The sequence below is a fragment of the Pseudomonas sp. R3-57 genome (assembly GCF_051132065.1).
Lineage (GTDB): Bacteria > Pseudomonadota > Gammaproteobacteria > Pseudomonadales > Pseudomonadaceae > Aquipseudomonas.
In genome coordinates this window covers 3025811-3045890 of sequence record NZ_CP071655.1, presented here as the reverse complement: position 1 = coordinate 3045890, position 20080 = coordinate 3025811, and the positions used below count along the sequence as shown (strand labels likewise).

Annotated in this window: 16 protein-coding genes; 13 read left to right on the top strand and 3 right to left on the bottom strand. The window is 60.4% G+C overall.

Annotated features, from left to right (window positions below):
- Window positions 1-23: 23 nt before the first annotated feature.
- The 3 genes from galE (at window position 24) to J3P93_RS13725 (ending at window position 3724) form a co-directional block, all read left to right on the top strand.
- A complete protein-coding gene (gene galE, locus J3P93_RS13735) occupies window positions 24-1079 on the top strand; it encodes a UDP-glucose 4-epimerase GalE (RefSeq protein ID WP_434598243.1) in 1056 nt (351 codons plus the stop codon).
- The gene (locus J3P93_RS13730; protein WP_434598241.1) at window positions 1076-2578 is read left to right on the top strand and encodes a family 16 glycosylhydrolase; all 1503 of its coding nucleotides are present in this window, start codon (window positions 1076-1078) and stop codon (window positions 2576-2578) included. The genes galE and J3P93_RS13730 overlap by 4 nt, the downstream gene beginning before the upstream one ends.
- A 96-nt stretch (window positions 2579-2674) precedes the next feature.
- On the top strand, window positions 2675-3724 hold the full coding sequence (locus J3P93_RS13725) for an acyltransferase family protein (protein ID WP_434598239.1): 1050 nt from the start codon (window positions 2675-2677) through the stop codon (window positions 3722-3724).
- Window positions 3725-3736: 12 nt separating this feature from the next.
- On the opposite strand, the gene J3P93_RS13720 is transcribed toward J3P93_RS13725, so the two are convergent.
- A complete protein-coding gene (locus J3P93_RS13720) occupies window positions 3737-4636 on the bottom strand; it encodes a helix-turn-helix domain-containing protein (protein ID WP_434598237.1) in 900 nt (299 codons plus the stop codon).
- A gap of 162 nt (window positions 4637-4798) precedes the next feature.
- Between J3P93_RS13720 and J3P93_RS13715 the strand changes: the two genes are divergently transcribed.
- The 5 genes from J3P93_RS13715 to J3P93_RS13695 all read left to right on the top strand — a co-directional run bounded on the left by J3P93_RS13715 (window position 4799) and on the right by J3P93_RS13695 (window position 11286).
- Complete coding sequence (locus J3P93_RS13715; protein ID WP_090283406.1) at window positions 4799-6157, top strand: glutamine synthetase family protein; 1359 nt, start codon at window positions 4799-4801, stop codon at window positions 6155-6157.
- 278 nt (window positions 6158-6435) lie between these two features.
- On the top strand, window positions 6436-7524 hold the full coding sequence (locus tag J3P93_RS13710) for a polyamine ABC transporter substrate-binding protein (protein WP_434598234.1): 1089 nt from the start codon (window positions 6436-6438) through the stop codon (window positions 7522-7524).
- Window positions 7521-8822, top strand: a complete 1302-nt coding sequence (locus J3P93_RS13705; RefSeq protein WP_434598232.1) for an NAD(P)/FAD-dependent oxidoreductase — start codon at window positions 7521-7523, stop codon at window positions 8820-8822. The genes J3P93_RS13710 and J3P93_RS13705 overlap by 4 nt, the downstream gene beginning before the upstream one ends.
- Window positions 8823-9061: 239 nt before the next feature.
- Complete coding sequence (locus J3P93_RS13700; protein ID WP_434598230.1) at window positions 9062-10717, top strand: intermembrane transport protein PqiB; 1656 nt, start codon at window positions 9062-9064, stop codon at window positions 10715-10717.
- A gap of 17 nt (window positions 10718-10734) precedes the next feature.
- The gene (locus tag J3P93_RS13695) at window positions 10735-11286 is read left to right on the top strand and encodes a PqiC family protein (protein ID WP_434598228.1); all 552 of its coding nucleotides are present in this window, start codon (window positions 10735-10737) and stop codon (window positions 11284-11286) included.
- 6 nt (window positions 11287-11292) lie between these two features.
- Here the strand turns inward: J3P93_RS13695 and J3P93_RS13690 are convergent, their stop codons facing one another.
- Window positions 11293-12138 (bottom strand): site-specific integrase, encoded by an 846-nt coding sequence (locus J3P93_RS13690; protein ID WP_231990226.1) that lies wholly within the window; start codon window positions 12136-12138, stop codon window positions 11293-11295.
- Window positions 12139-12569: 431 nt separating this feature from the next.
- Between J3P93_RS13690 and J3P93_RS13685 the strand changes: the two genes are divergently transcribed.
- From J3P93_RS13685 to J3P93_RS13665, 5 genes are all read left to right on the top strand, one after another.
- Window positions 12570-13949 (top strand): UDP-glucose dehydrogenase family protein, encoded by a 1380-nt coding sequence (locus J3P93_RS13685; RefSeq protein ID WP_434598225.1) that lies wholly within the window; start codon window positions 12570-12572, stop codon window positions 13947-13949.
- Between the two features lie 814 nt (window positions 13950-14763).
- A complete protein-coding gene (locus J3P93_RS13680; protein ID WP_434598223.1) occupies window positions 14764-15930 on the top strand; it encodes an MFS transporter in 1167 nt (388 codons plus the stop codon).
- Between the two features lie 170 nt (window positions 15931-16100).
- On the top strand, window positions 16101-16790 hold the full coding sequence (locus J3P93_RS13675) for an HPP family protein (protein ID WP_434598221.1): 690 nt from the start codon (window positions 16101-16103) through the stop codon (window positions 16788-16790).
- Window positions 16791-16932: 142 nt separating this feature from the next.
- Window positions 16933-18039, top strand: a complete 1107-nt coding sequence (locus tag J3P93_RS13670; RefSeq protein ID WP_434598219.1) for an enoyl-CoA hydratase/isomerase family protein — start codon at window positions 16933-16935, stop codon at window positions 18037-18039.
- Between the two features lie 3 nt (window positions 18040-18042).
- A complete protein-coding gene (locus J3P93_RS13665) occupies window positions 18043-19194 on the top strand; it encodes an acyl-CoA dehydrogenase family protein (protein WP_434598217.1) in 1152 nt (383 codons plus the stop codon).
- 106 nt (window positions 19195-19300) lie between these two features.
- Here J3P93_RS13665 and J3P93_RS13660 read toward each other — a convergent pair whose 3' ends face one another.
- Window positions 19301-20074, bottom strand: coding sequence for an enoyl-CoA hydratase (locus J3P93_RS13660; RefSeq protein WP_434598215.1), 774 nt, complete (start codon window positions 20072-20074; stop codon window positions 19301-19303).
- Between the last annotated feature and the right edge of the window lie 6 nt (window positions 20075-20080).

Here is a 20080-nt window from a genome sequence, read left to right as displayed (position 1 = left end):
CCGAAAAACAGGAAGGTTCCTCCATGCGTAAAACTACGTTGATTACTGGCGGCGCCGGTTACATCGGCTCGCATACCGCTTTGGCCCTGATAAATGCCGGACGTCACGTGCTGGTGCTCGACAACCTGTGTAACAGCAGTCGCGAGTGCATCAAGCGCCTGGAGCAGTTGACCCTGAGCCGGGTGGATTTCATCAGGGGCGATATTCGCGATGCGCACTTGCTCGACAATATCTTCGGCCGCTACGACATCGACGCCGTGGTGCATTTCGCCAGCCTCAAATCCGTGGCCGAAAGCGTGAGCAACCCGTTGGACTATTACGCCAACAACGTCGCCGGCACGTTGGAACTGTGCCGGGCGATGGCGCGCAACGAGGTATTCAAACTGGTCTTCAGCTCTTCGGCCACGGTGTACGGCGATCCGGTGAGCACGCCTATCTCAGAAGACGTCGGCACCGGCAAACCAGTCAATCCCTACGGCCGGAGCAAGCTGATGATCGAGCAATTGCTCACCGATCTGTGCCATTCCGATCCGCGCTGGAGCATCGCCCTGTTGCGCTATTTCAACCCGATCGGTGCCCACGAGAGCGGCATGATCGGCGAAGATCCCAGCGGCCGGCCGAACAACCTGTTGCCCTGCCTGACCCAGGTCGCCATTGGCCGGATTCCCGAACTGACGGTGTTTGGCAGCGATTATCCGACCGTCGACGGCACGTGCGTGCGCGATTACATCCACGTGGTCGATCTTGCTATTGGTCACCTCAAGGCCCTGCTGAAGTTGCAGCAAACCAGCGGCATCGATGTGTGGAACCTCGGCACTGGCGTGGGTTACAGCGTGTTGCAGATCATTCACAGTTTCGAAGACATCACCGGCATCGCCATCCCCTATCGCTTTGCCCCGCGCCGTGCAGGTGACGTTGCCAAAATGTTTGCCGACCCGGGCAAGGCCGGGCGGGAACTGGGCTGGACCGCGCAGCGCGACCTGCAACAGATGATCGTCGATGCCTGGCGCTGGCAGTCGTGCAATCCGCAGGGCTATCAGTCTTCCTTCAAGATCCCGGCATTGAGTGTGGCCCGATGAAGCTTCATGGCGTGCTTTTTCTCTGGCTGCTGGGGTTCGCCCTGGCCGGCAACGCCGCGCCAGCGCCGCCCGGTGTTCCCGCCGCCGGACTGGTGCTGTGGCTGGACGCGGCTGATACGCAAAGCGTGCAGCTCGATGAGCAGAACCGCGTGCTGCGCTGGAAGGACAAATCCGCCAGCGGCCATGATGCCAGCGCCGACAATCCAAGCGCGGCGCCTCAGTGGCTGCCGGACGCGGTGAATGGTCGTGCTGTGGTGCGCTTCAATGGTGTGACGGGTTTGCTCGGCAAAGCCATCCGCAGCGCCAAAGGTCCGGTGACGGTACTGGTCGTGTCCCGGCGTACGGCAGAACAAGCCGGGGCGGATGCCTGGCAACGCTTGTTCAGTTCACGCCCACAAACCGCCAACAACGATAACGTGTTGCCGAATTTCGCCATCAGCCTGCGCGACGCCACGGCGTATGCGATCAACGTTTCGGTGCTGGAGCTTTACGATGTGCCGATTGGCCCGTATGGCATCGGCCGTAACGCCGTAGGCACAGCGGACAACTTTCGCGGCGACATCGCCGAAGTGCTGGTCTATGACCGTGCGTTTGCCTCGCTCGCCGAACGCCAGCAAGTCTTTCAGTACCTCGCAGACCGCTGGACCGTGCCTGTCCCGACGATCGCTGATACCTGGACCCGGGTCGGCCCGCTCGGCGCTGTACCGAACCGGACGAACAACAATCTGCCGCTGTCCGATCAGGCCAACAGCGGGCAGTGGGTGCTCAACGACAAACTGTCCGACGAATTCAACGGCAGCACTCTCGACCGCACGCGCTGGCACGTCAATCACGGCGTCGGTAACGAATCGCTCGGTCGCAAACCGGCGCTCTACACCGAGAAAAACGCCAGCGTCAGCAATGGCAACCTGAACATCGTCTTTCGCAAGGAAACCTTGCCAGAAAAGTACGTGAAACTGGGTTTTAAGGATTACACCTCCGCCATGGTCCGCACCCTCGAGAAAGGCTTGTTCGGCTATTACGAAACGCGGGCGAAACCGATGAATTCCGCCGGTTCCAGCGCGTTCTGGCTGGCGTGGACGGGGATGGCCGACAATGCCACCGAAATCGACATTTTCGAAATCGCCGGCAAGACCAAGGACGGCAAGCTGGACCGTTCGTACCACATGAACGCCCACCTCTGGGCCACGCCGCAAAGCACCGAGCACATCGCCGATGGCAGCATCTGGGTCAGCCCCTGGCGGCTGGCCGATGACTTCCATGTTTACGGCTTCGACTGGCAGCCCGACACGCTGCGCTGGTATGTCGATGGCGTGCTGGTGCGCGAATCGCGCAACAAACACTTCTTCTTCCCGATGGAAATCGTCTTCGACAGCGAGGCCATGTGGTCATGGTTCGGCGTGGTTGACGATGCTGACCTCCCCTCAACGTTCGAAGTCGACTACATCAAGATGTGGCAACGCCGTTCATCGCTGTCCCAGGCCGGGAGCACGCCATGAACCGCCACTGCTGTTTCAGCTTGCGCCTTGGGTCGAATCCTGTTCGACAGAGTCGTCAGTTTTTGATCAGCGCTGATCAGTCCGGAGCGCATCTACATGAACAATCGACGGCTCAAGGAACTGGATTTATTGCGTTTTCTCGCGGCCCTGGCCGTGGTGTTCTTTCACTATGCGTTTCGCGGCTATGCCAAGGGCGATATGTCGGCGATGCCCTACCCGCTGCTGGCTGAGCCGGCCAAGTACGGCTATCTGGGGGTCGAGCTGTTTTTCATGATCAGCGGCTTCGTGATTCTGATGACCGCCTCCAGCAACAACCTCAAAGTGTTTTTCATCTCCCGTGTGGTGCGCCTCTGCCCGGCTTTCTGGGTGTGCTGCACGATCACCTTTCTGGTCACTCTCGCTGTTGGCCAGCCAAGATTCAGTGCTGATTTTTATCAATACGTGGTCAACATGGCCTTTCTCAGCGAGATGCTCAATGTCGAGCCCATTGACGGCGTGTACTGGTCGCTGTTCGTCGAGATCAAGTTCTACCTGATGATTTCCGTACTGCTGGCCTTGAAGAAAATCGACCGGATCGAGCCGTGCATGGTCGTCTGGCTGCTGATCTCCGCCGTCGCCGAGGTACTGCAATTCGAAAAGCTGCGCTCGATGCTGATCACCGACTACGCGGCCTGGTTCATCGCCGGGGCGACGTTCTACCTGGCCTGGGCCAAGGGTTTTACATCCACGCGGATTCTGCTGCTGGCGGGGGCACTGGCGCTGGCGTTGTTCACTTCGGTGGTGTGGGCCGCATCGATCGAGAGCAAATATGCCACCGACTACGACCCGCTGATCATCTGCGCGGTGGTGGTGCTGTTTTTCGTGATTTTCCTGTTGATCGCGACCAATCGCATGTCCGTTCTGCAACGCTGGAACTGGACAGCGCTGGGCGTACTGACTTACCCGCTGTACCTGCTGCATCAGATGATCGGTTTCATGATCTTCAACATCGCCTACCCGGCGATTGATCCGCACCTGCTGCTCTGGGGCACGGTGGCATTCATGATCGGTGTGTCGTGGTTGATTCACGAACAGATCGAGAAACCCATGGCGCAATCGATAAAAAAGTCGTTGTCGATTTCCTTCAAACTGGTCAGGGCCGACTAGGCCGCCCCCACGTCAGCCGCGCTTGAGCGTCTCGCTCGGCAGCTCTTTGAACAGCGCCCGATAGCTGCTGGAAAACCGCCCCAGATGCCAGAACGACCAGTGCATTGCCACTTCGGCCACGGTGGTCTCCGTCGGCCGGCGCCTGCGCAGTTCGCGGTGCGCGCTGTTCAACCGACGCAAGCGCAACCAGTGGCTTGGCGTCATCCCCGTGTAGGCCTTGAAGGCCTGTTGCAATTGCCGCAGCGATACCCCCGCCACCTGCGCCAGCTCGAGCAGATTGAGCGCATCTTCCGGCGAATCAGCCGCCCACTCCCCCACGCGTTTCATGATCAGCCGTTCTTCGCCGCGCCGTTGCAGGCCGCTGCGATCGAGGCGCGCCTGCGCGTTGTCGAGGATGAACAGACAGTCTTCCAACAGCTGCTGAGTCAGCGCCTCTTTGCTTTCGATATCAATGGCTTGCGACAACTTGGTGAGCGTCGAGCTTAACCAGCGGCTGAACAAGGCGTTCTGTCCGCAGGTCAGCGGCGCCATGAACAGTCCATCGAGTTTTGCTACATCCAGCCCATGCTCACGGACGAATGCCGGGCCGAACACCACGGCGATTTCCTGGTAATTCTCCGGGGTGATCCAGATGTTGCGGCTCTCTTCGTTGAGCAGGTAGAGCGCGTTGTCACTGCGGTCGAAACAAAACGCCAGGGCACCCGATGGCGCGCTGAAATTCTGCTCGACCCGGGTATTCATCTGCTCTTCGTAGACCTCGACGCCCTGCAAATCGAGATAGCGGATCTGCCCGGCGAAATGCCCCGGCGACATCTGTTGGTAATGCTGGACCCAACCCGGTGTGGCACGCACTTGCTCGGCCACATCGGCGGTGTTGAAGGCTTGAACCTGAAGCGGATTGCACGTTGTCATGAGGTGACCTTGCGCACTCTTTTGGTGCGCTTGGGTGCTGCTTAAAGTGGATAGATGGATTCACCAGCCGCGCCCAAGATAGACGCCAACGCGCCACAGGGGAAGGGGCGGAAGATGAAACCCGCCCTCCCCGGCGTCTACAAAACCAATAACGAGGTCTTTATGAATGCCCCCTTCGATCAGCTGTTCACGTGGCTGAAAGATCACAAGATTACCGAAGTCGAATGTGTGGTCAGCGACCTGACCGGCATCGCCCGCGGCAAGATCGCACCGACCAACAAGTTCCTGCATGAGCGCGGCATGCGCCTGCCGGAAAGTGTGCTGCTGCAAACGGTAACCGGGGATTTTGTCGACGACGATATCTATTACGACTTGCTCGACCCGGCCGATATCGACATGGTCTGCAAGCCGGTGTCCGATGCGGTGTATGTGATTCCGTGGGCAATCGAGCCGACGGCTATCGTTATCCATGACACCTTCGACAAGTTCGGCAACCCGATCGAGCTGTCGCCGCGCAACGTGCTGAAGAAAGTCCTGCAGCTGTACACCGACAAAGGCTGGAAGCCGATTGTCGCGCCGGAAATGGAGTTCTACCTGACCCAGCGCTGCGAAGACCCGGACCTGCCACTCAAGGCACCGCTGGGCCGCTCCGGACGTGCGGAAAGTGGCCGGCAGTCGTTTTCCATTGATGCCGCCAACGAATTCGATCCGCTGTTCGAAGACGTCTACGACTGGTGTGAACTGCAAGGTCTGGACCTTGACACGCTGATCCACGAAGACGGCCCGGCGCAGATGGAAATCAACTTCCGCCACGGCGACGCGCTGGACCTCGCCGACCAGATCACCGTGTTCAAACGCACCCTGCGCGAAGCGGCGCTCAAGCACAACGTCACCGCGACGTTCATGGCCAAGCCGATCGGTGATGAGCCCGGCAGCGCCATGCACTTGCATCAAAGTGTGGTGGACATCGCCACCGGTCAGCCGATTTTCGCCAATGCCGACGGCAGCATGAGCGAGCTGTTCCGCCAGCACATCGGTGGTTTGCAGAAGTACATCCCGAAAGTGCTGCCAATGTTCGCGCCCAACGTGAACTCGTTCCGCCGCTTCCTGCCCGACACCTCGGCGCCGGTCAACGTTGAATGGGGTGAAGAGAACCGCACCGTTGGCTTGCGCGTACCGACCTCGGGACCGGAATCGATGCGCGTGGAAAACCGCCTGCCCGGCGCCGATGCCAACCCGTATCTGGCGATTGCCGCGAGCCTGCTCTGCGGATACCTGGGCATGGTCGAGAAGGTCGAACCGAGCGCCGCCGTCGAAGGCCGGGCTTACGAGCGCCGCAACCTGCGCCTGCCGATCACCATCGAAGAAGCGCTGACGCAGATGGAAGAATGCACCACCGTGGCCGAATACCTGGGCGCCAAGTTCGTACGCGGCTACGTCGCGGTAAAACGCGCCGAACACGAAAACTTCAAACGCGTGATCAGCTCGTGGGAACGTGAATTCCTGCTACTGAGCGTCTAACCCAAATCTGCACAATCCTTGTAGGAGCGAGCCTGCTCGCGATGGCGTCAGCACATCCAGCATCACTGTCGCCTGAACCACCGCTATCGCCAGCAGGCTGGCTCCCACACTGAAAAGGAGGTGTACACAAAAAACCTGCTAACAACCCAAAACCCTGTGGGAGCGAGCCTGCTCGCGATGGCGCCAGCACAGTCAACATCACTGTCGCCTGAACCACCGCTATCGCCAGCAGGCTGGCTCCCGCAGGGAAAACGATCATTACAACAAGAGGTGTCGATATGCGTTTGTTGAAATCCGTACTCCCGGTTGCGCTGAGCGTTGCGTTCAGCGCCGTGGCGCATGCCCAACCCCAGGTCAGCGTCTATAACTGGACCGACTACATCGGCGAAACCACCCTCACCGACTTCCAGAGTAAAACCGGGATCAAAGTCATCTACGACGTGTTCGATTCCAACGAAACCCTCGAAGGCAAGCTGCTTGCCGGGCGCACCGGCTATGACGTGGTGGTGCCTTCCAACCACTTCCTGGCACGCCAGGTGAAGGCCGGCGCTTTCCTGAAGCTGGATCGCTCACAACTGCCGAACTGGAAAAACCTCGACCCGAAACTGCTCGAACTGCTGGAGAAGAACGATCCGGGCAACGCCCATTCAGTGCCTTACCTGTGGGGCACCAACGGCATCGGCTACAACGTCGACAAGGTCAAGCAAGTGCTGGGCATCGACCATATCGATTCCTGGGCCGTGCTGTTCGAGCCGGAAAACCTGAAAAAACTCAGCGCCTGCGGTGTGTCGATGATGGACTCCGCCGACGAGGTGTTCCCCGCCGTGCTCAACTACATGGGCCTGGACCCACGCAGCGAAAACCCCGAAGACTATAAAAAGGCCGAAGCCAAGCTGCTGAGCATCCGCCCGTACATCACCTATTACCATTCCTCGAAGTACGTTTCCGACCTGGCCAACGGTGATATCTGCGTGGCGTTCGGTTACTCCGGCGACGTGTTCCAGGCCGCCAACCGCGCCAAGGAAGCGAAGAACGGCGTGAACATCGCTTACGCCATTCCCAAGGAAGGCTCGAACTTGTGGTTCGACCTGCTCGCGATCCCGGCCGACGCCAGCAATGCCAAGCAAGCCCACGCCTTTATCAATTACCTGCTCGACCCGCAGGTGATCGCCAAGGTCAGCGCCGCAGTCGGTTACGCCAACCCGAACCCGGCCGCCAAGCCGTTCATGGACCCGGAACTGGTCAACAACCCCGAGGTTTATCCGCCGCAAGCGGTACTCGACAAGCTCTACATCTCCTCGACGCCACCGCAGGCGATCATGCGGTTGATGACCCGTTCGTGGAGCAAAGTGAAGTCGAACAAATGAATCGGTACAGCCAGGAACATGCTCGCTCCTATTACGCCGCATCGGCGCGAGCGAGCACCGCCTACCCGGTTCTCGATGGCGATCTGAGCGCTGACGTCTGCGTGATCGGCGGCGGCTTCACTGGGGTCAACACCGCGATTGAACTGGCGCAGCGCGGGCTGTCGGTGATCGTGCTCGAGGCGCGGCGAATCGGCTGGGGCGCCAGCGGGCGCAATGGCGGTCAGTTGATTCGTGGTATTGGCCATGACGTTTCGGGGTTCGCCAAGTACGTCGGCGAGGAAGGCGTGGCGTATCTGCAGCGCGCCGGGATCGATTCGGTGGAACTGGTGCGGCGGCGTATTGGCGATCATCAGATCGACTGCGACTTGCGTTGGGGCTTCTGTGAGCTGGCCAATACCCGTGCACAGTTTGCTGCGTTCTCTGCAGAACAGGCTGAACTCGGCAAGCTCGGTTATGCCCATGAAACCCGTCTGGTCGGCCCTGAGCAGATCCGTCAGCAAGTGGTCAACGCCGAGGGTTATGCCGGTGGTTTGATCGACATGGGTTCCGGGCATTTGCACCCGCTGGATCTGGTGCAAGGCGAGGCGCGTCTGGCGGCCGCCCTCGGTGTGCGGGTTTTCGAGCAGAGTCCGGTGCTGGAGATCGTCCATGGCCCGACTGTGCAGGTGCGCTGCGCGGGCGGCACGGTGCGCGCCGGCAGTCTGGTGCTCGGTTGCAATGCACATCTCGATGAACTGGAGCCGCAGCTCAGCGGCAAGGTGCTGCCGGCGGGCAGTTACATCATCGCCACCGAGCCGTTGTCCGCCGCACGCGCCGCGCAGTTGATTCCGCAGAACCTGGCCCTGTGTGACCAGAAAGTCGGCCTCGATTACTACCGGCTCTCGGCCGACCGGCGCTTGCTGTTTGGCGGTGCTTGTCACTATTCCGGGCGCGATCCGGCGGACACCGCCGCGTACATGCGGCCGAAACTGCTCAAGGTGTTTCCGCAACTGGCCGATGTGCGCATCGATTATCAGTGGGGCGGCAAAATCGGCATTACCGCCAATCGCTTCCCGCAGGTGGGCCGCCTCCAGCAACAGCCGAACGTGTTTTATGCGCAGGGTTATTCCGGGCATGGGCTCAACGTTACGCATTGGTGCGCAAAATTGCTCGGCGAGGCGATCCACGCCGGACACAGCCAAGGCCTCGACGTGTTCAGCCGCGTGCCGCACATGACCTTCCCCGGCGGCCCGGCACTGCGCTCGCCGCTGCTGGCATTGGGCATGTTCTGGTACCGGCTGCGCGAATTGTTCGGCTGAAATCCTGGGGGAGCCAGCCTGCTGGCGATGGTGGTGGGTCTGTTGAAACTGTGACTGACAGATCGCTATCGCGAGCAGGCTCACTCCTACAGGGGATGGGGGTTGCCAGGGTTATGTGTTCATCACAGGGGTTGGGGGAATTGGCTATTTCGGTTTGCTCTATCGCAAGGCACTTCTATATTGATGAAGTGCTTTTGCGTTCCTGACGCTCAGTGCCCAATGAATTAAGGAGGACATGGATGAAGTCGTCAGCCAGCGACGAACCGCGAGCACCCGGTCAGGCGCCGATCAAGACCCGCCGTTTCGGCGTTTCACTGGTATGGATCGTGCCCATCGTGGCCGTCCTCGTGGGCATCTCGCTGGTGGTCCACAACATCCTCCAGGAAGGCCCGACCATCACCGTCACCTTCAAGACCGGTGACGGCCTCACCGCCAACAAGACCGAAGTGCGCTACCGCAACGTGGTCATCGGCCATGTCTCGGATGTCGAACTGGCCGACGATCATAAAAACGTCAACGCCACGATCAAACTCGCCAAACAGGCCGAGAGCTTTACCCGCGAAGACTCGCAGTTCTGGGTAGTGCGCCCACGTATCGGCGCGGGCGGTGTGTCCGGCATCGACACCCTGCTCTCCGGTGACTACATCGGCGCCGACATTGGCCAGGCGAACAACCGTGCCAAGCACTTCACCGGTCTGGAGAACCCGCCGCCGATCACCTATGGCGAGCCGGGCAAACGCTTTACCCTGCACGCGCCGGACCTCGGTTCGCTGGACATCGGCTCGCCGGTTTACTACCGCAAGATTCCCGTCGGCCAGGTAGTGTCGTATTCACTGGATGCCGACGGCAAAGGCGTCAACATCGAAGTATTCGTCAACTCACCCAACGACGCCTACGTCACCGAGAACACGCGGTTCTGGAACGCCAGCGGCATTGACGTGAATGTCGGCGCCAACGGCTTTGCGGTGAAAACCGAATCGCTGTCGACCCTGTTGGTCGGCGGCATCGCCTTTCGCGCGCCGGATTACAGCCCCAATGACACCACCGCCGCTGAGGACAAGGATTTCGAGCTGTTCGCCGACCAGACCACTGCCCTCGCCCCACCGAATGGCAAGGCGCAATACCTGACCCTGCGTTTCGATCAGGCCCTGCGCGGGCTCAAGGTCGATGCGCCGGTGGAGTTTCTCGGCGTCGAGATCGGTCGTGTAGTCGCGGTCAATCTTGATTTCGACGAGGTCAAACGGACGTTCCCGGTGAATGTCGGCATCGTCATCTACCCGCAACGCCTCGGCCGCGCTCACGCGAAAATCCTCAAGACCTACAAGGGCGACGAAAACGACGAAGCCACCGGCGCGCGCCTGATCGCCACATTCGTTGAAAATGGTCTGCGCGCGCAGGCACGCAACGGCAACCTGCTCACCGGGCAGTTGTACATCTCGCTGGATTTCTATCCGAAAGCGCCGAAAGTCGCGTTCGATGCGACAGCCCGGCCGATCAGCATCCCGACTGTCCCCGGCAGCCTCGAGCAGTTGCAGGAAAAACTCGAAGCGATGGTCAACAAGATCAACGCACTGCCGGTGGAACGCATCGCCAGCAACCTCGACAGCAATCTGGTCGAGCTGCGCAAAGGTCTGAGCCAGTTCAACGCCAAGACCTTGCCGAGCGTGCAAAGCACCCTCGCCGACGTCAGCAAGACCTTGCAGTCGGCCAATTCGACCCTTGCCGAAGATTCGCCGCAACGCGAGCAACTGGGGCAGACCCTCGACGAACTCGGACGCATGTCGCGCTCCCTGCGTGAACTGTCGGATTACCTTGGCCGGCATCCGGAGTCGCTGATTCGCGGACGGCCCGACAACGCCGCGCCGCTGGACCTCAAAGGACCGCCACGCAATTGAGCACAGGAGCGAAACCCATGGCATTACCGCTGAAACTCAGCGTGCTCGCGGCGATCATGCTACTCGGCGCCTGCCGCAGCGACCCGATCAGCTTTCACACCCTGACCCCGGTGCATCAAGGCGCCGGGCGCAGCGGTGCGGACATTGCCATCGAGAGCATCAGCGTGCCGCCGCAGGTTGATCGGCCGCAAATCGTCATCCGTGAAGGCAACAGTGGCCTGGCGATTCTCGAAACCGATTGGTGGGGGGCCAGCCTGATCGACGAACTGCGCAGCGCCCTGCTCGATCAATTGAGCAATGGCGCGGGCCAGCAACGCTCGTCGGTGCGCGTCGACGTGCAGCGCTTCGATTCGATTCCCGGCCAATACGCGTTGATCGACGTGAAATGGCGCCTGCGTGCGCTCGGCGCGCCGGATGCCGAATTGCTGAGCTGTCGCTCGATCCTGCAAACGCCCTCGGGGCCGAGCATCGAGGAACTGGTGACGGCGCAGCAGAACAACGTCAAACGTCTGGCCGCACAGATCACTCAGGCCGCCAGCAGTTCGCGCGGTTGCCCAGCCGCGGGTTGACTCAGCTCACAGATCGAAACGATCCACCGCCCGCCGCCGCTCGTTGTCATCGCGCACATCGTAGTTGGCGGTGGTCTGGATGTTGCTGTGATGCGCGAGTTTCTGCGCGATCGACAGGTCGTGTTCTTCGATAACCCGCGTGATGAATGACCGACGGAAGTCGTGGGGCATGATCTTCACCCCGACCTGCGTGCCACGCTGACGGGCGATGTAGTAGATCGCGTGCTTGGTGATGCGCTCTCGGGTGATGTGGTTGCCCCGGCGAATGCGGTTGAACAGAAACGCATCATCGCTCTCGCCTTCCTTGAGTTGCGAACGGCGCAGTTCCAGCCAGGCATTGAGTTTGGCGAACGCCCAGGTCGGCGCGTACTTGATCAATTGTTTGTTGCCCTTGCCGGTGACGGTAAGGCTGCGCTCGCTGAAGTCGACCTGATTCAAATCCAGATCGACCGACTCCGATTTGCGCATGCCGGTTCCGTAAAGCAGCGCGATCACCGCGGCGTCGCGCAGTCCTTGCGGACGCGGATCGGCGGCGCAGACTTCCATCAACTCGTGAATCAACGTGCGCTTGAGGTTACGACCCTGAGACAGGCGCGTGCCGGCGATGGCTTTGACCGAGCGCATCTTCAACAGATGATCCTGACTGATCAGGCTCATGCGCCACGCTTCATTCATTACCCCGCGCACGGCGTTCACGTACAGCGAAGAGGTGTTCGGCGCGTAGCCGTCTTCGCGCAACGCCGCGACCAGCGCCACGACGTCTTCCGGTTGCAGGCCATGCCAGGGGATGTCTTCGATGTCGACGTCCTCGAAGCCGAGGCGATCGGCAGCGTCCTGCAAGACGTAGCGCATGGTCAGCTGGCTGGAGGGCGCCAGGCGCGTCAGGTAAAGCGTCAATGGATTAGTGCTGGACGCGGTGGATTCAGTACTCGACAAGTCAATCAAACGAAACGGCCTTGGTAAAAATGCAATTCAACAAAACGACACGATGACAAAAACGGGCAAGCGCCGGGCTGCCCCAAAAAAAGGCCTACAACCTGCCGCCCGACCGCGTGAAAGTCAATCAGGCATTCCCCGGTCGGTAGCCCAACCCTTTGAATTTCAGTGCTTTTCAGACAATCGGGTGCTGGCATTGAGCCTGCGCCGAGTGAACGGCCGTCAGCGTCACCTGCCTATGCGCAACGCCGGAAAGAGGCGCCGCGCAAAACAGTAGGCAAATTGAAACATGCCCTTGCCTATCCTGACCGTACGTCATGAACACCCGTCCGGCTCAGGAGTGTCCTATGAAAATCACGGTCTTTGGCAGCGGTTACGTGGGTCTGGTGCAAGCGGTGGTATTGGCCGAGGTGGGCCATGAGGTCGTGTGCATGGACGTCGATCAGAACAAGGTCGATCAGTTGCGCCAGGGTCACGTCAGCATTTTCGAACCGGGGCTGGCGAACCTGGTGCGCGAGGGCCTGGACGCCAAACGCCTGCAATTCACCAGTGATGAAAAACTTGCCGTACAACACGGTCGGGTGGCGTTTATTGCCGTGGGCACGCCTTCGCGTGAGGATGGTTCGGCGGATTTGCGTTACGTGCTCTCAGTGGGTGACGCGATTGCCCGGCACCGCGAGCAACCGTTGATCGTGGTGGAGAAATCCACGGTGCCGGTGGGCACCGGTGACACCTTGCGCACGCACATCGAGAAAGCCCTGATCAAGGTCGGCCGGCTGCTGCAGTTCGATATTGTCTCCAACCCGGAATTTCTCAAGGAAGGCTCGGCCGTCGCCGATTGCCGTCGCCCGGACCGCATCATCATCGGTTGCGAAGGCAATGAAGTGCGCGACGTGATGCGTGATCTGTATGCGCCGTTCAACCGCAACCATGACCGCATCCTGTTCATGGACCTGCGCAGCGCCGAGCTGACCAAATACGCCGCCAACTGCATGCTCGCGACCAAGATCAGCTTCATCAACCAGATTGCCGAACTCGCCGAACACCTGGGCGCCGACATCGAATCGGTGCGCCAAGGCATCGGTGCAGACTCGCGCATCGGCTATCACTTCATCTATCCGGGCTGCGGCTATGGCGGTTCGTGCTTTCCCAAGGACATGCGCGCGCTGATCCACAGCGCCGAACAAGCGCACTGCTCCAGCGACTTGCTGCAAGCAGTCGAAGCGATCAATCAGCGCCAGAAGCACAAGCTGTTCGAGCGCATCAACGCCTTCTACCAAGGCGACCTGCGCGGCAAGACCTTCGCCCTGTGGGGCCTGGCGTTCAAACCCAACACCGACGACATGCGCGAAGCACCGAGCCGGGTCCTGCTCGAAGCATTGTGGGCCGCCGGCGCCAGCGTCCGCGCCTTCGACCCCGAAGCCATGCAGCAAACCCAGAACCTCTACCCCGACGAAGCGAAACTGCTACTGATGGGCACCCCCGAATCGGTCCTGCCCGGTGCCGACGCCCTGATCATCTGCACCGAGTGGCAACCCTTCAAAGCCCCGGACTTCGACCTGATCAAACAACGCCTCAACAACCCGGTGATCTTCGACGGCCGCAACCTCTACGACCCCGAACGCCTGGCCCGCAACGGCTTCCACTACTTCGCGATGGGCCGCGGCGAATCGCAGCAACTGCCGATCCCGCTGCAACAATGGCCGCGTGCGTCGGATGTGGCTTGAGTCGTCCTGTTTGTGTGCAGTCTTTTCGAGCTTGTTTCAAACAAACAAAGCCAACCCTCACCCTAGCCCTCTCCCGGAGGGAGAGGGAACTGACCGGGGTGGGTGCGAGATGTACGCCGACGTGAAATACCGAGTCGTACGCGATTCTCAAAAATCAAAAGTCCCTCACCCTAGCCCTCTCCCGGAGGGAGAGGGAACTGACCGTGGTGGATGTGAGAGAGACGGCGACATGCGATATCGAGTCGAGCTCAGGATTTGAACAGCCCATAGATCGGCTCCCTCTCCAGGGGGAGAGGGCTGGGGTGAGGGGCGAATCCACCGAAAATCCCAAGCCATGCGCCGCTTCTCACCACTCAACAATGAGCGTTAGCTCGCGTGCTCTTGATCTTGCGTCACCGGCGACATCGGAAGGCTGAGCGCAGGGATTGATCGGGGCGTGGGAGCGCAGCGACCGTACGACGAAGTCGTACACAGCGGAAGTAGGTGCAGCGAAGCAAACCGTAGCCGCTGCGCCCGGAGCGATCCCGCAGCGAAGGAACCCGAGCCTGCGAGGGCCGAACGTAGGAGCAAGCGTTTTGGGTTACCTTTTTGGCGTTTGAAAAAGGTGACCCGCTGTAAGAGCGGAACCTTAAGTAGCCGTTACCGCAGCAACGGATATGTACTCAATCAGCCAGAAAACCATAGCCAGACAAACCGCCTTCGCGAGCAGGCTCGCTCCCACAAGGGATTTCGGTATGGCCCTTGACCGCCAGCAGACGCACAGGGAGGATGACCCTCGCCCGCCAAGCCTCTGAAACAAGGACATTCAAACTTCGTGGCCACCTATTCGCCCCTCATTCGCCGATTGATGATCAGCTCCCTGAGCGTCGTCGTCAGCCGTGCCCTGATCAGCCCACTGCTGACCCTGTTCCTGAGCAACAAACTCGGCCTCAACCCCCAGGACGTCGGCCTGCTGCTGGGCATCGCCGTATTCAGCGCCACGCTGCTGTCCTTGTACGGCGGCTACATCATCGACCGGCTCGACAAACGCCGCTTGCTGATCCTCACCATGCTCTCCAGCGGTATCGGCCTGATCCTGCTCACCTTTGCGCAAAACCTCTACCTGGTCACGCTGGTATTGATCATCAGCGAAACCGCCTCGGCGCTGTTCCTGATCGGCTCCAAAGCCATCCTCAGCGAAAACTTGCCGGTAGGCCAACGGGTCAAGGCGTTCTCGCTCAATTACACGCTGACCAACATCGGCTACGCCGTCGGCCCGATGATCGGTGTGGTCATCGCCGGTCTGCAACCGGCGGCGCCTTTCATCGTTGCGGGCATGATCGCCATCGGCAGTATTTTTCTTCTGTTCGGCGCTGCCCGGGAAGCCAGTCCGGCCGCAACCCTCACGCCACCACAGAGTTTCCTCAACACCCTGATCATCCTCAAGAACGACCGCACGATGATTCTGTTCACCCTCGGCTGCCTGCTCAGCACGCTGGTGCACGGGCGCTTTACCCTGTACCTGTCGCAATACCTGCTGGTCACCCACACCCAGCAACAGACGCTCGACACCATGGCCGCCCTGCTCGCCTGCAACGCGATCACGGTGATCCTGTTGCAATATCAGGTCGGCCGCTTGCTCAGCCGCGAACACCTGCGTTACTGGATTGCCGGCGGCAGCGCGCTGTTCATTGTCGGCCTGATCGGTTTCAGTCTGGCCGACAGCCTCGTTGGCTGGTGCGTGGCGATGTTCATCTTCACCCTCGGCGAAATGATCATCTACCCGGCCGATTTTCTCTTCGTCGACACCCTCGCCCCGGAAGAATTGCGCGGCAGCTACTACGGCGCGCAGAACCTCGCCGCGCTCGGCGGTGCGGCGAGTCCGGTCATGTGCGGCTTTCTGTTGATGCACACGGCGGCGCCAAGCATGTTCTATGCCCTGAGTGCGCTGGCAGCAGCGGGCGGTTATCTGTGCTTCATCAGTGGACGCCGCGTCGCTTAAATTCAAAAATAATGCACTAAATCTGCATTAATATGAATTTGTCAGCATCGACTTTGCCCGGCACACTGTGCGCGTTCCTCCCCCAATGTTGGAACGCTTCGAGGGCTTTCCGGATATGCCGGACAAGTCCTTTTTTTTGTCTCGAATTTGCTGCAAAGGATCGGATTCACATGCTCGCTCGCTGGTTGCCCGCCGCCATCAACACCCGTCCCACCGAATGGAGCCGCGCCGCCATCGGCATGGCGCTGGGGACGTTGTTCAGTGTCTGGATGTGCGCACAAGTCTTCGGCCATGACGTTGCCTATCACCTGATCGGCCCGCTCGGCGCATCGGCAGTGCTGCTGTTCGCCGTGTCCTCGGGCGCCCTCGCCCAGCCATGGTCGATCCTTGGCGGTTATCTGTGTGCCGGCGTCGTGGCGCTGCTGGTCGCTCACGTCCTCGGCCGCACCCTCGGCAGCGCCTGCCTGGCGGCGGGCATGGCGTTGATTCTGATGTGCTGGCTGCGTTGCCTGCATCCACCGGCCGGTGCTCTGGCGTTGACATTGGTGCTGGCTGACCCTGCCACCATCGCCATGGACTGGAAAGCCATGGAACCGGTGATGCTCGGTGCGGTGTGCATGCTCACCAGCGCCCTCGCCTACAACAACCTGACGCGCATCCGCTACCCGAAACGCCCGGTAGAACCGGCGCCGCTGGTGACGCCGGTCGACGGCCTCGCCATTACCGCCGAGGACCTGAAACTGGCGCTGGCGGAGATGGAGGCGTTTATCGACGTCACCCCCGAAGACCTTGAGCGCCTGGTGCACGTCAGCGAGCTGTATGCCAAACGTCGCAGCATTGGTGAGGTTTTTTCCAAGTAATTTTCTGCGGTTCGGCTAAGGTAAAAACGCAAACAGCGCCTGCACATATCCGGGTTGTACAGGGCAAATTTGCACTGTTACGATCGGCCACTGCCCGTGCGCGGGCTTTTCGAATAAAGACAATAAAAGCAGGGAGTTACAGATGACAGCTCAGGCTTCATCCCAACGGACCCCGTCCATGGATACCACGCAGAACGAAGTGCTGGCCGAGGTGCGCAACCACATCGGTCACCTGACCCTGAACCGCCCCGCCGGCCTCAACGCCATCACCCTCGACATGGTCCGTCAGCTGCAACAGCAGCTCGATACCTGGGCTACCGATGCCAACGTGCACGCTATTGTTCTGCGCGGCGCCGGCGAAAAAGCCTTCTGCGCCGGCGGCGACATTCGTTCGCTGTACGACAGTTTCAAGAGCGGCGACACCCTGCATGAAGATTTCTTCGTCGAGGAATATGCGCTCGACCTGACCCTGCATCACTACCGCAAGCCGGTGCTGGCGCTGATGGACGGTTTCGTCCTCGGCGGTGGCATGGGTCTGGTGCAAGGCGCCGATTTGCGCGTGGTCACCGAGAAGAGCCGCCTGGCGATGCCGGAAGTGGCCATCGGTTATTTCCCCGATGTCGGTGGTAGCTATTTCCTCTCGCGCATTCCCGGCGAGCTGGGGATTTACCTGGGCGTCAGCGGCGTGCAGATTCGTGCGGCCGATGCGCTGTATTGCGGCCTGGCCGACTGGTATCTGGACAGCAGCAAACTGGCGCTGCTCGATGAAAAACTCGATCAGATGGAATGGCAGGACACGCCGCTCAAAGCGCTGCAGAACCTGCTCGCCAAGCACGCCGTGCAAACCCTCCCGGATGCGCCGCTGCAAGCCTTGCGCCCGGCCATCGACCACTTTTTCGCCCTGCCGGATGTGCCGAGCATGGTCGAGCAAATGCGCGAAGTGACCGTCGCCAACAGCCACGACTGGGCGCTGACTACCGCTGATTTGCTGGAAACCCGCTCGCCGCTGGCGATGGCCGTGACGCTGGAAATGCTCCGCCGCGGACGTCAACTGAGCCTTGAGCGTTGCTTTGACCTGGAACTGCATCTGGATCGCCAATGGTTTGCCCGTGGCGATCTGATCGAGGGCGTGCGTGCGCTGCTGATCGATAAAGACAAGACACCGCGCTGGAATCCGCCGACCCTCGCCGAACTGGACGCTGCGCACGTCGCGAGTTTTTTCCACGGTTTTGATGAGAGCGGGAGCTGAGCCATGCACGATCTCGAATTGACTGAAGAACAAGTGATGATCCGCGACATGGCCCGGGATTTTGCCCGTGGCGAGATCGCACCGCACGCACAAGCCTGGGAAAAGGCTGGCTGGATCGACGACGCGCTGGTGGCGAAGATGGGCGAACTCGGTCTGCTCGGCATGGTGGTGCCGGAAGAATGGGGCGGCACTTACGTCGACTACGTCGCCTATGCGCTGGCCGTAGAGGAAATCTCCGCCGGTGACGGGGCCACCGGTGCGTTCATGAGCATCCACAACTCGGTGGGCTGCGGGCCGGTGCTCAATTACGGCAGCGACGAGCAGAAGCAAACCTGGCTGGCCGATCTGGCCAGCGGGCAAACCATCGGCTGCTTCTGCCTGACCGAGCCGCAGGCCGGCTCCGAAGCGCACAACCTGCGCACGCGCGCTGAATTGCGCGACGGCCAATGGGTGATCAACGGCGCCAAGCAATTTGTCAGCAACGGCAAACGGGCGAAGCTGGCGATCGTGTTTGCGGTGACCGATCCAGAGTTGGGCAAGAAAGGCCTTTCGGCGTTTCTGGTGCCGACCGATACCGCGGGTTTCATCGTCGATCGCACCGAACACAAGATGGGCATCCGCGCCTCGGACACCTGCGCCGTGACGCTGAACAATTGCAGCATTCCTGAAGCCAACCTGCTCGGCGAACGCGGCAAAGGCCTGGCGATCGCTTTGTCCAACCTCGAAGGCGGACGCATCGGCATCGCCGCGCAAGCACTGGGCATCGCCCGGGCGGCGTTCGAGGCGGCGCTGGCTTACTCCAAAGACCGCGTGCAGTTCGATAAACCGATCATCGAACACCAGAGCATCGCCAACCTGCTGGCCGACATGCACCTGCAGATCAACGCGGCACGCTTGCTGATCCTGCATGCGGCGCGGCTGCGCACGGCGGGCAAACCGTGTTTGTCGGAAGCGTCGCAGGCCAAGCTGTTTGCCTCGGAAATGGCCGAGAAGGTCTGTTCGTCAGCGATTCAGATTCATGGCGGCTATGGCTATCTGGAGGATTACCCGGTCGAGAAGTACTACCGCGATGCGCGGATTACCCAGATCTATGAAGGTTCGAGCGAGATTCAACGGATGGTGATTGCGCGGGATTTGAAGAACTATCAGCTCTAAAAGCAAAAGCATCGCCAGCAGGCTGGCTCCCACATTGGATCTGCGCTGTACACACATCCCCTGTGGGAGCCAGCCTGCTGGCGATGCCGTTCTTGAAGACGCCGAATTACTTACCCTGAAACTCAGCAGCCCGCTTGCCAATAAACGCCGCCATCCCTTCTTTCTGATCCTGCGTGGCAAACGCGGCATGAAACACCCGACGCTCAAACCGCACGCCTTCGCTCAGATTGACTTCAAAGGCGCGGTTCACGCTTTCCTTGATCATCATCGCAATCGGCAGTGACTTGTCGGCAATCACCGCCGCCACTTTCAGCGCTTCATCAAGCAATTCATCACTCGGCACGATCCGCGCGACGATGCCGCAGCGCTCGGCTTCCACGGCATCGATCATGCGCCCGCTCAGGCACATTTCCATGGCTTTGGCCTTGCCCACGGCGCGGGTCAGGCGTTGGGTGCCGCCCATGCCCGGCAACACGCCGAGGTTGATTTCCGGTTGGCCGAATCTGGCGTTGTCGCCCGCCAAGATGAAGTCGCACATGAGCGCCAGTTCGCAACCGCCGCCAAGGGCGAAACCGTTGACCGCGGCGATGATCGGCTTGCGACGGTTGGCGACGCGGTCGCTGTCGCTGAACAGGTCGTCCATGTAGATCTGCGGATAGGTCAGCTCGGCCATTTCCTTGATGTCGGCCCCGGCGGCAAAGGCCTTTTTCGAACCGGTGAGGACGATGCAGCCAATGTTCGCGTCAGCTTCCAGCGCGTCGAGGGCCTGGTTCACTTCGCTGACCAGTTGCGCGTTCAGCGCATTCAGCGCCTGCGGCCGGTTGAGGGTGATCAGGCCAACGCGGCCGTGGGTTTCGAGCAGGATGGTGTCGAAAGTCATGAAGAA

Excerpts from the sequence above, each read along its gene's own strand:
- galE (WP_434598243.1), top strand. The coding sequence starts at position 24 with ATGCGTAAAACTACGTTGATTACTGGCGGCGCCGGTTACATCGGCTCG.
- J3P93_RS13730 (WP_434598241.1), top strand. The coding sequence starts at position 1,076 with ATGAAGCTTCATGGCGTGCTTTTTCTCTGGCTGCTGGGGTTCGCCCTG.
- J3P93_RS13725 (WP_434598239.1), top strand. The coding sequence starts at position 2,675 with ATGAACAATCGACGGCTCAAGGAACTGGATTTATTGCGTTTTCTCGCG.
- J3P93_RS13720 (WP_434598237.1), bottom strand. The coding sequence starts at position 4,636 with ATGACAACGTGCAATCCGCTTCAGGTTCAAGCCTTCAACACCGCCGAT.
- J3P93_RS13715 (WP_090283406.1), top strand. The coding sequence starts at position 4,799 with ATGAATGCCCCCTTCGATCAGCTGTTCACGTGGCTGAAAGATCACAAG.
- J3P93_RS13710 (WP_434598234.1), top strand. The coding sequence starts at position 6,436 with ATGCGTTTGTTGAAATCCGTACTCCCGGTTGCGCTGAGCGTTGCGTTC.
- J3P93_RS13705 (WP_434598232.1), top strand. The coding sequence starts at position 7,521 with ATGAATCGGTACAGCCAGGAACATGCTCGCTCCTATTACGCCGCATCG.
- J3P93_RS13700 (WP_434598230.1), top strand. The coding sequence starts at position 9,062 with ATGAAGTCGTCAGCCAGCGACGAACCGCGAGCACCCGGTCAGGCGCCG.
- J3P93_RS13695 (WP_434598228.1), top strand. The coding sequence starts at position 10,735 with ATGGCATTACCGCTGAAACTCAGCGTGCTCGCGGCGATCATGCTACTC.
- J3P93_RS13690 (WP_231990226.1), bottom strand. The coding sequence starts at position 12,138 with ATGCGCTACGTCTTGCAGGACGCTGCCGATCGCCTCGGCTTCGAGGAC.
- J3P93_RS13685 (WP_434598225.1), top strand. The coding sequence starts at position 12,570 with ATGAAAATCACGGTCTTTGGCAGCGGTTACGTGGGTCTGGTGCAAGCG.
- J3P93_RS13675 (WP_434598221.1), top strand. The coding sequence starts at position 16,101 with ATGCTCGCTCGCTGGTTGCCCGCCGCCATCAACACCCGTCCCACCGAA.
- J3P93_RS13670 (WP_434598219.1), top strand. The coding sequence starts at position 16,933 with ATGACAGCTCAGGCTTCATCCCAACGGACCCCGTCCATGGATACCACG.
- J3P93_RS13665 (WP_434598217.1), top strand. The coding sequence starts at position 18,043 with ATGCACGATCTCGAATTGACTGAAGAACAAGTGATGATCCGCGACATG.
- J3P93_RS13660 (WP_434598215.1), bottom strand. The coding sequence starts at position 20,074 with ATGACTTTCGACACCATCCTGCTCGAAACCCACGGCCGCGTTGGCCTG.